The sequence below is a fragment of the Hathewaya proteolytica DSM 3090 genome (assembly GCF_900142225.1).
GTDB lineage: Bacteria > Bacillota > Clostridia > Clostridiales > Clostridiaceae > Hathewaya > Hathewaya proteolytica.
On sequence record NZ_FRAD01000019.1, the window covers coordinates 40060 to 54703 of the forward strand.

At 33.1% G+C, this 14644-nt stretch carries 11 protein-coding genes; 3 read left to right on the forward strand and 8 right to left on the reverse strand.

The window, feature by feature from the left end:
- Positions 1-2 precede the first annotated feature (2 nt).
- The 3 genes from BUA73_RS10570 to BUA73_RS10580 form a co-directional block, all read right to left on the reverse strand.
- Positions 3-3332, reverse strand: coding sequence for a M56 family metallopeptidase (locus BUA73_RS10570; protein WP_072904093.1), 3330 nt, complete (start codon positions 3330-3332; stop codon positions 3-5).
- A 216-nt stretch (positions 3333-3548) separates the two neighbouring features.
- Entirely contained in the window at positions 3549-4892 is a 1344-nt protein-coding gene (locus BUA73_RS10575) for a hypothetical protein (protein ID WP_143147002.1), read from the reverse strand.
- Between the two features lie 312 nt (positions 4893-5204).
- Positions 5205-6905 carry an AAA family ATPase gene (locus tag BUA73_RS10580; RefSeq protein ID WP_072904095.1) on the reverse strand — a complete coding sequence of 567 codons (1701 nt, stop codon included), beginning with the start codon at positions 6903-6905 and terminating at the stop codon, positions 5205-5207.
- A 604-nt stretch (positions 6906-7509) separates the two neighbouring features.
- Here BUA73_RS10580 and BUA73_RS14125 point away from each other — a divergent pair.
- Both BUA73_RS14125 and BUA73_RS10585 read left to right on the forward strand, forming a co-directional pair.
- A complete protein-coding gene (locus BUA73_RS14125; protein ID WP_178139253.1) occupies positions 7510-7686 on the forward strand; it encodes a hypothetical protein in 177 nt (58 codons plus the stop codon).
- Positions 7687-7721: 35 nt separating this feature from the next.
- Complete coding sequence (locus tag BUA73_RS10585) at positions 7722-8213, forward strand: hypothetical protein (protein ID WP_072904096.1); 492 nt, start codon at positions 7722-7724, stop codon at positions 8211-8213.
- A gap of 249 nt (positions 8214-8462) precedes the next feature.
- Here the strand turns inward: BUA73_RS10585 and glmS are convergent, their stop codons facing one another.
- The 5 genes from glmS to BUA73_RS14130 all read right to left on the reverse strand — a co-directional run bounded on the left by glmS (position 8463) and on the right by BUA73_RS14130 (position 14288).
- A complete protein-coding gene (gene glmS, locus BUA73_RS10590) occupies positions 8463-10289 on the reverse strand; it encodes a glutamine--fructose-6-phosphate transaminase (isomerizing) (RefSeq protein WP_072904097.1) in 1827 nt (608 codons plus the stop codon).
- Between the two features lie 397 nt (positions 10290-10686).
- Positions 10687-11346, reverse strand: a complete 660-nt coding sequence (locus BUA73_RS10595; protein WP_072904098.1) for an amino acid ABC transporter permease — start codon at positions 11344-11346, stop codon at positions 10687-10689.
- A gap of 74 nt (positions 11347-11420) precedes the next feature.
- The gene (locus BUA73_RS10600; RefSeq protein WP_072904099.1) at positions 11421-12248 is read right to left on the reverse strand and encodes a transporter substrate-binding domain-containing protein; all 828 of its coding nucleotides are present in this window, start codon (positions 12246-12248) and stop codon (positions 11421-11423) included.
- Positions 12249-12370: 122 nt separating this feature from the next.
- On the reverse strand, positions 12371-13723 hold the full coding sequence (gene glmM / locus BUA73_RS10605; RefSeq protein WP_072904100.1) for a phosphoglucosamine mutase: 1353 nt from the start codon (positions 13721-13723) through the stop codon (positions 12371-12373).
- Positions 13724-14114: 391 nt separating this feature from the next.
- Positions 14115-14288: a hypothetical protein gene (locus tag BUA73_RS14130; RefSeq protein WP_178139254.1), complete on the reverse strand. Its 174-nt coding sequence runs from the start codon at positions 14286-14288 to the stop codon at positions 14115-14117.
- 297 nt (positions 14289-14585) lie between these two features.
- On the opposite strand from BUA73_RS14130, the gene BUA73_RS14625 reads away from it, so the two are divergent.
- Positions 14586-14644, forward strand: a 59-nt coding sequence (locus BUA73_RS14625; protein ID WP_423230387.1) for a helix-turn-helix domain-containing protein, incomplete at its 3' end; no start/stop codon positions are given.

Below are 14644 nucleotides of genomic sequence, written 5' to 3' on the forward strand. Positions count from 1 at the left end.
ACTTAATTATATCTTATCCTACTAAGCTCTATGCAATCTCCATTCATAAGGAGCAATGCTTTGTCCGCACCATTGCTGTCCACACTATCCTTGCCCATAATAATGGTCATAGGAGTTTCGTTATTTAGATAATTTGGCTTTACCCATATAATTTCCTGTGACGTTATGCCTAAGGATTTTAGGGAAATATTATTGTCCTTTTCGAATTGTGATGCCGACAAAGTTTTTTCTTCATACTTTACCCCATATCCGGAATAAATCAACTTGCTATAAGATTTATCATAAACTGACAAAGTATTTTCAAGGAAAAACAAGTTGTTGCCACTACTGGTTTTTGCGTTGTTTAGCTTTTCCATGGTGACACCACTATTATTTTTTACAATGCTAGTAGCTTCCCATTGATCCATATAAATTGGCCTATTTTCTCTTTTATGCTTGTAAATATCTTTATCTATAGACCAGCTTTCAACTTTATCCTGCTTAATGTTTACACTAAAGGTATTTTCCTTAAATTCATATACACACCTTTGAATCTCACCATCTCCATTGCCACTGATGATTTTTTCGCTATTATAATTAGTGCCATAAAGCTTTTCCATGGTAGCTTTGCTGTCTCCAACCTTTAATCCCGCATTGCTTACTATGCTAGGATCAGATACATCTATAGAATATAAGGATTCCTTTGCATCTTTCGTGGTAAATGTTAATCCCATGTTTTCTATATGGCATTGCACATCTCCCCACTTCATATCTGAAGGATAGCTCGTTATGGCAGTAGTATTAGGGTTGTATATACCCTGCTTAAACATGAGTTTTTCAGCATCTTGCCTTGGCATACCCAAATAGAAAGTAGAGTTTTTGTCTACCACCTTTTCATTAATATTTACATTGGCTAACTTGTAGATACTCTGTCCAATTTCATTGAAACAACTCATAATTTGCTCTGAGCTTTTATTATTTAAACCATAAAAATTATCACCTAGGAAGAAATTATTTTCCACATCGTAATCTACTATTGGTATATTTATCATACTGCCATCAGCTTTGCTAAGGTTAAGCACCACATCACACATTGTTATATATGGTATATAGTTGGATGGTTGTGTGTTCAATGTCCCCTTCTTTAAAGAAGCCACAATCTTGCTAATTTCTTCGCTGTCACTTAAGATCTGTTCCTTTTCATCAATTTCAACTTTCGTACTGCTCCAATACTCATTATATCTAACTAGCTTGGCTTGCTTTATATCTTTAATATCATCCATACTGAAAGTTTCATATCCGCACCTTGCCTTGGCCGTATCAAGAGCCCACTGGTTCACCTTTATATCTTTACCATCTATGACTACTCTGATACCCTTCTCTATGGCATTTTTTAAAATATTATTGTCACTATCCGAAACATTTTTTTCACTGGACATGGCCTTGTTTTTTTCTTCACCCTTTAAAGCCACATACTCCGTTTTCTTTCTATTACCCTTCCACACTTTGGTTTCTATAAAATCTTTATTTTCAAGGGTGGAAAGTTGAGCATTTCGCTTTACCACATCCTCTAAATAAGCTAATCCCTCTTCACCAAATTTAAAATTCTCCATAGCTTCAGCTATCTGCTTATTGCTGTCACTGTTTACTGATACTATAATTTTGCCATTATCCAAGCTTACACAATTGTCCATATTCTTCAATAGGTACACACCTTTTGGAGAATAATCCTCATATTTTTGGAAAACTATATTTTCAATTTTATCATTATTAGAACCATCTTTAAAGTTATAAGCCATTTGCAAGTCCATTATAGGGCTTTGCTTTTTATTGCAAATACCAATGGCATATCTAACAGGCTCTGATGTACCCTGTGAATTCTTTGATGATTCATATATTTTAAAATCGTAGTCCTCTTTAAAAGGAATAGATGATATAAATTTCTCCCCTTCTTCACGGGTGGATTCCTTAGCCCCTGGCACCACTGCCAAACTCATCACATTGTCAACTCTCTTTTGCAATAGTTCAAGGTCCTTGTTGATTTTTTCGCCTGCACCCAATGTATTATTATCTGAAGTAACTGCATTTTTTCCGCCGAAGGACACCAACAAGGTTACTCCAATCATTGCTATAAAAATAAATGACGCCAATGCTATACCTCTGTTCTTTTTCTTAATATTCATAATATGGGTTAGTCTCTCCTTTACCTGATTTTTCTTTCCTCCAAAGCTGCTGGAGAATAATAAATTCTGTCCTGACTTCATGGTGACACATTTTAAAATCACTTCGCAATAGGACTTTCGCTTTTCCGCACCAATTACCTTTGATACACCTTCATCGCATAAAATCTCCATATCCTTGGACATCTCTCTTGTCATGAGGTACACAAAGGGATTAAACCAGTACAAGCTATTAATCATGGCAAATAAAAATTTTATGGTAGCATGGTGTTTTTTCACATGAGTAAGTTCATGGGCAAGTATATAGTAAAGTTCTTCTTCACTGTAATCATCATAGGTAAGATATAGTACAGGCTTCCTACAGCCCATTACCAAGGGCGAGTCCACCATATGAGTGCTTCTAAAATCTATAATTTTATTTACACCTAAAGTCTTTCTTATGGACCTTAGCTGAGATCTCACTTCCACGTCTTGCATAACCTGCGAAGACTTTTTCAGTTTCTTTTTCATCATAATATACATGAAAATATTGTATATCATCATTATCAAAGCACCAAAAATCCACACAATAAAAATAATACTTGATGTGTTGTAAAAGCTTCCCCTCTGCTGTTGCAAATCCTCTAGCCACATACTTGCCCAAGTCTCCGCCCTTTTTTCTCCATTACTGGGTACTTGTCCATTTACATTTCCACCTAATATATTACCATTGATATCTGATATCCCACTAACGGTTCCTGATCCTTTACTGTTGGTAGCTGATACCTTACTAGGATTGTTTGTCACCCTACTATTAGTGCCTGTCACTTTATTGTTATTGTCCGTAATTTCACCATTGCTGCCTGTAACTTTATTGTTAGAATTTATGGCTTTATTGGCAGTGTTATAACTATTAATGGCTGTTATACTATCCTGTCCACCTTTAATTTCTGCACCATTTTGTGATACTGCCACATACTTTTTAATTATCTCACTATTTAGTAAATCTAGCCTCATGTTATTCATGGACAAATCAAAGGGAAGCAATAGCCTTATGCCTATGATAATCCATGCGCAATATCTCCATGTGCGCCTCAGCTTTTTGTCCACCAAAGGCGTTAAAATCTTTATTGCCACAATGAGTATGGAACATAAAATAGATAAAAATATAACATAAGATATATTAAATTGCATATTAACCCCCCTTTTTTCAGTGAGCTAGCGTAAAGTTTTTTACACTAACCGCCATGAATTCACGGACACATAGTCCTATATTATTTCATTCGCTGAAACTCCATTTATTTTTTTATTATTTTTTATTACATTTTAATTATACACCAAGATTTAACCTTATCACCCTGAATATATACTTGGAAATCTTTTTTTGTAAACTTTTCCATGTCTTCTTAACTATTTGCCAAAGGAATCATAAACCTTTTGTAAATTGTTCTGACTAATCTTGTACCAATATCCATTTTCCATTATTACAGCCGCTTCCTTGTGCTCAGATGAGAGTTTTGATAGTTTAATTTTAATTTCCATGCCATCATCTCTTGTCAGGGTTAAAATTCTTACATTATAATCATCTGGTACACTATTAATTCCTTCTTCGTTAGATGTAGACTTTAAGGCATCCAAAATAATTTTCAGCTGCTGTGAATCACTTACAGTCTCCTCTTTAAAAATTACAGTTTTCTCGTCCAAATCGTAGTTCTGCGTACTATTTATATTATACTTCTGTAAACTAGCCTTTTTTATATTTTTTAAGTCTTCTATATTATAGTCGTCAAAATTGCATCTAGTTTTTATTAAATTCATAAAATATTGTCCTGGGAATCCATTCTCACATTCATACTCTTTATTATCCATAGAAAAAGTAACTGTATGAAAAATAGCTGTGCTAGCTGCCTTATTTCTTATAGGCTGATTTTTCTTAAATTCTTCTTGGATTTTCTGCTTTTCCTCCTGATTTAAAACTATATATTCCGATGAACCAAACACATCATTGGTAATGTCTAATTTTGATACTTTAATATAGTCCTCATTCACTGGTGGCATTACCTTTACATTTCTTTTTATAGTATCCTCTAAATATGATATCTGCATGTTTCCATAGTTAAGTCTCTGGAATGGCAGATATATTCTTTCATTTTGATTGCATTGAAGCACAACCGCTATATTACCACCACATAAGGTAGCACACCTGTCCATGCCCTTCAATTTGTATACTTCTTTACGATCATTATTCTCATGCTTACACAAAATCGTATTTTCAACAGCACCATCTTTTTCAGTTTTAGCAAAATCATAATCACAGAACATTCCCTTAAGTGGACTTTCTTTTTTATTGCATATACCTATGGCATACCTTATAGGTTTATCCACCCCATTTTCCCTGCAATTTGATTCATAAGTTACAAAATCAAAATCCTGTCTAAAGGGAATCTGTTGCAAGAACTGTTCTGAATCCTTTGCTGTAGATTTTTTACAATCCCCTATAATAGCATTGTTCATTACGTTGACAATTCTTCCTTGAAGCATGGCAAGGGCTTCCTTGTCATGATCTTTCTTATCAATCTCCCCTGAAAGTATAGTACTATCTGAAAGTACTACATCATGCTTCTTAGAAACCACCTTATTGTTGCTATTGTTGCTATTGTTGCTATTGTTGTAAGATATAGCAAAAGTAAATCCGCCAAGAATAGTACACACTATAGCCGATATAATTAACACATTTTTATTTCTATTATTCATAATATGAATTAACCTCTCTTTTACCTGTTTTCTTATTCCACCAAAACATCTAGAAAAATGGATTGAACCATTGTATCCAAGCTCACATGTGGTATAGTTAGACACTTGCCTAACATACTTTTAGTATATTCTTGACCATACAATTTGTCAATAGTTGTTTAGGCATTTGCCTAAATATTTTTCTCCATCACTGCCATCGCCAAAAGAGCCATATACACAAACTTTCAAAAATACATATGCTCAAATCCTTTGGCAAGAAAAAATGCCATGAAGATGTACACACACATCTCCATGGCATTAGTTTTATACTATTCAATACACCTCTACGTATTCAACATTCTTTTTTCCCTCTACAACTATAAGCAAATATTTCTTTTCCTTATGAGAAATATTTCTCAATCTGCTGCTACTCCTATATCTTTTTAGTTGTTCAACCCCTTGTTTCTTAACATCTTCAATTTTATTCTTATCACTTTCTTTTACATATTTCAGTTCAATAATCCATTCATAATTTATATACTTATCATAGGCCTTATTGGCAGAAAGAAATATATCTACATATCCTTCCTCTACTTCAAACTCGCTATTTACTAAATATATACCGTTTATAAAAAGTGATATTAATATCATTTTCACATTTTTTTCATTAAACTGCATTAAATCTCTATTGGACAATATCGAAATAAATTTTCTCAAATAATCAATAAGAAATGATACTTCTCCCTTTGATGCCATATAATGTACGGAATCGAGTAGTTGGACATCCTCTAATGTTACATTCATTTTTTCATAAATTTTTTCAATAAAATACTCCCAATACACCGTTTTAACAGAATAATTGGGTATTTTCATAATGCATTTGTCAAAATAGGTGCTTTCAATGGTAAGCATTCCCATGTAATACAAAAGAGATATAAAATTTTCTTTTTTATCATACATATATTCTAAATTGAATTTTTCCACTAACTTTGTATTGATTATTTCTTCAGATATGAGCTGTTTTACAGTTTCTTCGTCTTTAAAGTTAAACGCCATATTTTCTAATTTTTTATAATCAGTTTTTATGTTCAAATCCAGTATATTTTCGGGATAAACCTTATTTTTAATAATACTTTGGATAAAATATAAGGTTAGATTAGGATTGTATACTCTATTTTCCCCATTTTTACTAAATAAATAACCATTATAATATTGTTGCATGTCCTTTAATACAGTTTCCAAATCAAAGTTTTTTTCAATTTCAAATTCTTTTAAAATATTTTTTACTTCATCTTCGTTAAAACCTAACATTTCATTTAGATTATTTTCTAAAGTTAAGTTAATTGTCACATTAAAACCACTAGTTAAGTCATCTAACATTATAGGACTTACCCCTGTAATAAAAATTCTATCCACGCAAAAAGCAGTTCCAGTCTTTATTGTTTTATAAAAAGTTCTCACATACCCTTCACTGGATATTACATCATAATATAAATTTTTATTACCACATGAAATTAAATCATTTGCAAAATTATCGTATTCATCTATTATTATAAACATCTTTTGATTTGAATTATTAGTCAAGGCTATAATCTTATTTACAACAATCTCAGCGCCAACAGAATCTCCTAAAATGTCTTCTTTTCGGAGATATTTATCATATTTATTCAAAAATTCCTTTGCTGCAGATAAAACACATTGATCAAAACTTTCAACAAATCTCTCTTTTCCATTACTTACTACTAAATTTGAGAAATTAATATAGAATATTAAGTAAGAATTTCTTTTTTCTGTAGGACTTTCCCCAATATATAAGTTTTGAAATAACTCTTGAAATTTGTGACTTTTATTTATATCATAATAATTTTCGAGCATGGATAAAAATAAACTTTTACCAAACTTTCTAGGTCGTATAAAAAATTGATAAGGAGGTTCATTTTCTAGAATTTCTATATATTTCGTTTTATCTATATATAAATAATTCTGTTCTCTAATGGTTTGAAAATTTGAAATGCCATATGGGATTTTTTTCACATAAACACATTCCTTTCTTATTTAATTGAACTTAGAAATAATACAGCATCTATTCATGAAATAAATGCCTATTACTATTATACCATACTTTAAAAAATCAAATACTGTTGTGGTCAAGCATTTTTGTAACATTTTAACCTAATAATTTTTATTTATCTTTAACTGTAATTTCACTAAACCCCACGTTCTCTAAATGGTTGTATCCCTGCTGAAGTAGTTCAGATGAATATTGATGATTTACACAAAAATTCTTGGTTTATAGCTGCCTAACTATTTTCACCCATAGCTATCCCTTGTAATATCATCATCACTGCCAAGTACAAAAGAGCCACATTAAAAATTGATTATCTTGTTAAACATGTTTACCATTAATTTACATCGTACAATTTTCTATTAGAATTTAAATTTATAAGATTTTCTAAATGAGATTTTATTTCAACTCAAGTAGTATGCTATCTTTTATATATACAAATTAACTGAAAGAAATAAATACTTGACTAAAACATAATTATGCAATAAGAAAAAATCAATAAATTAAAATTATGAAAAATCAAAAATACTTGACAAGTTAAAATATACACATTAAACTATTAATAGTATTTAATTGGCAAAGGATAGATTGTTACAAGAAAGTAAAGCTATAAACAGTAAAGAAGAGTTATTGACTGAAGAAGTTAAAGATATAAGTACCATAAGTAGTTTTAGTTTCAAGCCATATAATAGAGATACCGCATATTACAACTCAAGTAATAGATTGCCTACATGGACAAGTGCAGCGTGAGTATATTCATATTTAAGGGAGTTATAATTAAAATAATGAGAAAAATATTATTAATTGGGATTATATTTATATGTATTAGCTTGATGCTGTCAGCTTGTGCCCCCGTGAGCACTAATAAAGATGATTCCCAGATATCTAGTTCTGATAAGAGTAATGCTGGTGAAACCCAGTCAGAATCACTTGACTCTATTAACATAGAAGAATCTAATTATAAATCAGAAGATTTATTGGGAAAAGTTATTCTAGAAAAATTAGTTATTGATAAAGGGCAAATAAGTTTTCAAATTAGAAATTTGACTAAAGATAATATTCTTTTATCAGCTTATTTTGAGTATACAAGATTAGAAGATGGTAAACAATATTCATCTTATCCTTTAGATTGTGATAAGCTAAAAATATCAGCTGGTGATGTTAGTAGTACAATTTCTTTTAACCCTCAGAAACCATTAGGTAAACATGGTATTGTAAAAATTAAACAATTGATATTTGAAGATAACAAAGACAATTATCGGGTAGGAGGTAAATAATTAATTTATTTACCGACCTCCCACACCACCGTACGAACCATTCGGTATACGGCGGTTTCATAGTTTACACTCTAATTTCAAGGTAGTATTTAAGAAAGCTTAAATAACCTTGTTTTTCAAATATAGCATTAGTTAGGGTTGTTTCCCATGCTGTGCACACACAAAAGACTAGACAGTTTTATTCAAAATGTCTAGTCTTAAATCATTCAACTTTATTTCAAATCTACAAACTTCACAGTTTTTCTATTATTACTCCACTGTTACTGATTTTGCAAGATTTCTTGGTTTATCAACATCGCAACCCTTTTGTACTGCTACATAGTAAGCTAAAAGCTGTAATGGTACTACGGAAACCACTGGTGCAAAAATTGGATTTACAGAAGGAACGTATATAGTTGACTCTGATACTTCCTCGATTTCCTTGTGTCCCTCTGGTGTAAAGGAGAACACTCTTGCACCTCTTGCGGTTACTTCTTTTATATTGCTCACCATTTTGTCGATTAACTCGCCCTGAGTTGCTATGGTTAAAACTATTGTTCCCTTATCCATTAATGCAATTGGACCATGTTTCAATTCTCCAGCTGCGTAGGCATCGGAGTGAATATAAGATATTTCCTTAAGCTTTAAAGAACCTTCCATGGCAACAGCGTAGTCAAGACCTCTGCCAAGGAAATATACGTCATGAGTCATATAGATCATAGAAGCTATCTTCTGGATTTCTTCTTTATTCTTAACTACCTCTGACACTTTTCCTGGAAGCTCTATAAGCTGTTTTTTCATATCTTCTATCTGTTCTGAAGTCAAGCTATTGCGCTTCTCTGCAAAATATAGTGCTATGATGTACATGGCTATAAGCTGTGTTACATAAGCCTTTGTGGATGCAACAGCGATCTCTGGTCCTGCTGATGTATATAAAACATCCTCTACTTCTCTGGAAACTGTGCTTCCAACCACATTGGTTACTGCAATTACTCTAGCACCCTGTGACTTGGCAAGTCTTAGAGCGGATAATGTATCTGCAGTTTCTCCGGACTGGCTGATGACGATAACAAGACTGTTTTCATCTAAAATTGGATCCCTGTGTTTGAATTCAGAAGCTATGTCAACTTCCACAGGTATTCTAGCCAACTTTTCCATGGCGTATTTTCCAACTATGCCTGCGTGATATGCAGTACCACAAGCTACAATATATATTCTGCTCAATTTTTCAATTTGCTCTTTGCTTAAGCTGATTTTATCAAGTCTTATTGGTTCCCCAAGAGCTACCCTAGATGCTAATGTATTTCTTATAGCTTCTGGTTGTTCGTGGATTTCTTTCATCATGAAATGCTCAAATCCGCCTTTTTCTGCCGCATCAGCATTCCATGTAACGTGATATACTTCTTTTTCAATCTTTTGTCCATATTCGTCAAATAGCTGAACACCATTCTCATCCATAAGGACAAATTCTTTATTATTCAATAGATATATATCTCTTGTTTCATTTAAAACTGCAGGGATATCAGAAGCGATGAAATTTTCACCCTTGCCAAGACCTACAATCATAGGATTGTCTTTTCTCACAGCTACCAGTTTATCTGGCTCATGAGAAGAAATGACACCTATGGCATAGCTTCCTTCCATCATGGAAGTAGCCTTCATAACTGCCTTAAGTAAATCTCCTTCATAGCAGTAATCTATAAGATGAGGTATAACCTCTGTATCAGTTTCAGAGACAAATTGATGTCCATTATTTATAAGCATATCTCTCAATCTGATATAATTTTCAATTATTCCATTGTGAACAACAGATATAGTTCCTTTTTCATTGCTATGAGGATGGGAATTTACATCTGATGGTTGACCGTGTGTGGCCCATCTTGTATGTCCTATACCTATGTTTCCCTTTATCGGTTGCTCCTTTAGCTTGTTTTCAAGATTTTTTAATCTTCCCTTACACTTTTCTACTACAATTTTCCCATTTTCTAATATGGCAACACCAGCTGAATCATAACCCCTATACTCTAGCTTGCTCATGCCCTGCAACAATAAGGATGCTACATCTCTTTTGCCAAAATAACCAACTATTCCACACATTTTACTCTCTCCTGTTATTTTATTTTTTAGAAAATGTGCAATACCTAACTGATATTGTGCCGAAAATCACTCTCCGGTTTTGCCAGTTGTTAACGGTAGTATCATTACCGTGGAGTACCCGCCGAAATTTCGAATTTCTCCATCCTCGTCAGGTTGCATACATCACTGTTTAATACACAACCTCTGGCGCTGTGATCTGAAACTTTTTTATACCACATTTCTAAAATATATATATATAATAGGCGCTAAATCCATAACTTATTATTTAGGATATAACGCATTCATATCATTATACTCATTTATATACGTTTTGGTCAATAGTTTTATAGTTTTTCAGAGAGTTATGAATAAGTTTTTAATAAATTTTTAATAAAAATTTAATTAATTCGTTTCACCTTTACCAATTTTGTAGATTTCGTTCTAATATATTCTGTAGGTATGTTAATAAAGACACTAAAATCCAATACACAATTATTATGTCCACAAATGCTTCTAAGTATTTCCAGCTTGAAGTTGCCTCCATCTGTGCCGCCGCAATCATCTCTGTTACACCAATTGTAAAGGCAACAGACGAATCCTTTATTAAATTTATAAACGTGTTGGACAATGATGGTATTGCTAGTCTTATGGCTTGGGGGAATATTATTCTCCTCATGGCAGTTCCATAAGTCATTCCCACAGACATGGCTGCTTCCATCTGACCTTTATTCACTGATAAAATAGCCCCACGAATGGTTTCCGTCATAAAAGCTGAGGATGCCAAACTAAAAACTATTATGGCAGCTTGAATATTGGTCATGGCTTTTAAAGAAGGAATAATCTGTACAAAACCTAAATATACCAAAAATAGCTGAGCTATGATTGGCGTCCCTCTGAAGAAAGATATGTATACTGCAATAATTTTATTTAAAATCTTATTATTTTTATTTAATAATATAGACAATATAATAGCTATAGTTAGCCCGAAAAGCATGGATAAACTTGCTAACATAAGAGTTGTTTTTAAGTATATTAACATCTTTGGAAGTATTTTTAAAGCATATTGATAGTCAAACATAAATCAATCTCCTACCTATATTAAAGATTAAGGTCCTACATGATTTCGTAAGACCTTAATCTCTAATATGAATATTATTTTGCATCTGCTGGTTTATCTACTGTATTCATTTTAAACCATTTTTCTGACAAATTCTTTAATGTGCCATCTTCTCTCATGTCTTTTATAGACTTGCTTATCTTTTCTACAAGAGTCGCATCTGCATCCTTTGTAAATGGATAGGCATTAACCTCAAACACTCCACATTCAAGCTTTACTCCTAGTAATTTTAATGGAAGCTTACCCTGCTCTATAGTTGCCAAGGTCTTTACTTCTCCCTGCCATCCAGCATCTATTCTGCCGTTTTCAACCTCTTTTTCAATTGGTGTTCCATCGTATGTTACAATTTCTAGGTTTAAGCTTAATTTATCATTTAATTCTCTAAGTGTCTTCTCACCATTTCCACCTAGCCAACAGCCGACTTTTTTACCCTTTAAATCTTGCAAAGTTTTTATTGGGCTGTCTTCTTTAACCATAAACTCATAGTAACTGTATGCATAAGGTTCTGTAAATACGTATTTTTCTTTTCTTTCCTTTGTTATAGACATTTGATGTGCTACGGAATCAATCTTCTTAGCATCTAACATTCCAACTAAACCACTAAACTTAGCTGTTTCATATTTTAATTCAAGATTATTCCTTTTTGCAATTTCCTTCCAAACATCAATTTCAAATCCCTGCAATTCCCCATCTTTCATATGAGCCCATGGATAATACTGTCCAGAAGTTCCTATAGTTAAAGTCTTTTTCTCTTCCGGTTTTTTATCGTTATTCCCATTATTACTCTCAACTTTATTTCCAGAACATGCAACTAAAGAAAGAGCCATAATCGTTAAAATAATACACGTGAAAATTTTTTTCATTTTTTTTCCCCCCGAGCTTTTAATATTTAAAATCCTAGTAAATTATACTTCTTTTTTAATTAGCTCGTCTAATAGAAATTTCAAATGAATTCACGGCCTTTAATTGCAATTCTCGATAATCTTTACATTACGCTAGCCTTCAATTCTATCTTTGCTGCAAGAGTTTTAGCTATATCATCTATTTCCTGCTGGTTTTCTCCCTCTAGCATAACCCTTACTAATGGTTCTGTGCCCGAAGGTCTTATGAGCACTCTTCCCCTTCCAGCCATTTTTTCTTCTATCTTTCTTATTTCTTCTTTTATTTCCTCATCTTTTTCATGAATATCTTTCATTTCATTCTTTACCTTTGCATTGATTAGAACCTGTGGCAACTCCTTCATGATTTCAGCAAGTGTGCTTAGCTCTTTGCCTGTTTCTTTTACAATATTCAAAAGTTGAAGTCCTGAAACCAATCCATCACCTGTGGTATTAAAATCAAGGAATATTATGTGTCCAGACTGTTCACCGCCAATGCTATAATTGTGCTTTTTCATCTCTTCTAGAACATATCTGTCCCCAACCTTCGTTTTAAGGGAGGTAATGCCTTGCCCCTTCATAGCAATGTCAAAGCCCATATTGCTCATCACTGTTACCACTACAATATCATCTTTAAGCTTTTTGTGTTCTTTGAAATATTTTGCGCATATGGCGATCATAAAGTCTCCATTTATTAAATTACCCTTTTCGTCCACAGCAAGACATCTATCAGCATCTCCATCAAAAGCAAGCCCAACATGGCATTGATTTTCCACTACAAACCTTTGCAATTCCTCAGGATGAGTTGAACCACAATTCTTGTTTATATTGAAACCATCGGGATTGTTGTGTATAGGCAAGACTTCCGCACCCAACTCTTTTATGGCCATAACTGAAGTTTTAGAAGATGCACCATTGGCACAATCCACAGCTATTTTCAAGCCACTTAAATCGCAGTTAACTGTGGATTTTGCAAAGTCCACATACTCTCTTATTGCATTGTCCATAACAGTTTTCTTGCCCACCTGTTCTCCTATTGGACAAGGAACTCCCTGAAAATCACTTTCCATTACTTGCTGTATTTTGTCCTCAAGATTGTCCTCTAGTTTGTATCCATTTCTATCGAAAAATTTGATTCCGTTGTACTCTACCGGATTATGAGATGCTGAAATTACAACGCCCGCATCGGCTTTATACTTTCTAGTTAAGTATGCAACTGCTGGAGTTGGAACTACACCTACACATATAGCTTCAGCTCCCACAGATAAAATTCCAGACACCAAAGCAGACTCTAGCATATCTCCTGAGATACGTGTGTCCATGCCCACTACAATCTTGGGTTTATGAGTTCCCTCGGTGAGAACAAATGCCCCCGCTCTTCCTAGACCATATGCCATATTTGCTGTCAATTCAGTATTTGCAATTCCTCTTACTCCATCTGTTCCAAATATTCTCTTCATATAACACTACGCTGCCCATTTAAAATATTATGCAGCCTTCCTCCCATTAAACTTATTAATTATTATCTATATTATGTTCAAAATTATGTATTGCCATTGATATTGCAACACAAATAATTATACCACAAATGATTTTTTTTTCATATTATGACTCATGTTATGGCACATATATACAGTATGATATTCCTGCTACCAACACATGAGGCTCTTTTGGCGATGGCAGTGATAGGACAAATCAAACCACAGTATTGCCGTATGCAATTCAAATTCATATGGCTCTTTTGGCAATGGCAGTGATGGATAAGATTTCGATGGATAAGATCACATATCAGCATTACCTTAGCCAATGCAAATGTATGTGGCTCTTTTGGCAATAACAGTGATGGAAGTTTTACACGGCTTCAAGCATTTTGTATATGTCGTCAACATACTGTTTTATATCTTCCTCACCTTCATAATTTACAAAGGTAATCTTCTTGTCTTTGTAACCAATCAGATATTGCTCATCCTTTATTTTACCGAAAAGTAGCTTTTGAAATTCACCTTTCTTGTCCACAGTTTGCATATGTATTCCTTGTTTATTTTCCTTCTGACTTATTTCTTTATTGAAAATTATCTGGCTTAATAGTCTAGTTCTACATTTTATATTTTTTATAATTTTGCCCGTAAAACCTCGTGCCCTTGTGGTCGAGGATGTAAGGGCTTTAAGTTAGGGGGAGTTCGATACTCCCCTAACTTAACATTACACTAACTTCTGATTTAGAACAAAATACAATATGAAAGTTAATTCTGACGTCATTTCAATAGCATTGTATAATAACTATACAAACTACATAAAATACATAAGAAATGAGGTGATATTGTGGAGAAGTCTTTTAAATTTAGGTTAGTGCCAACTAAAGAACAAGAAATTATGTTAAG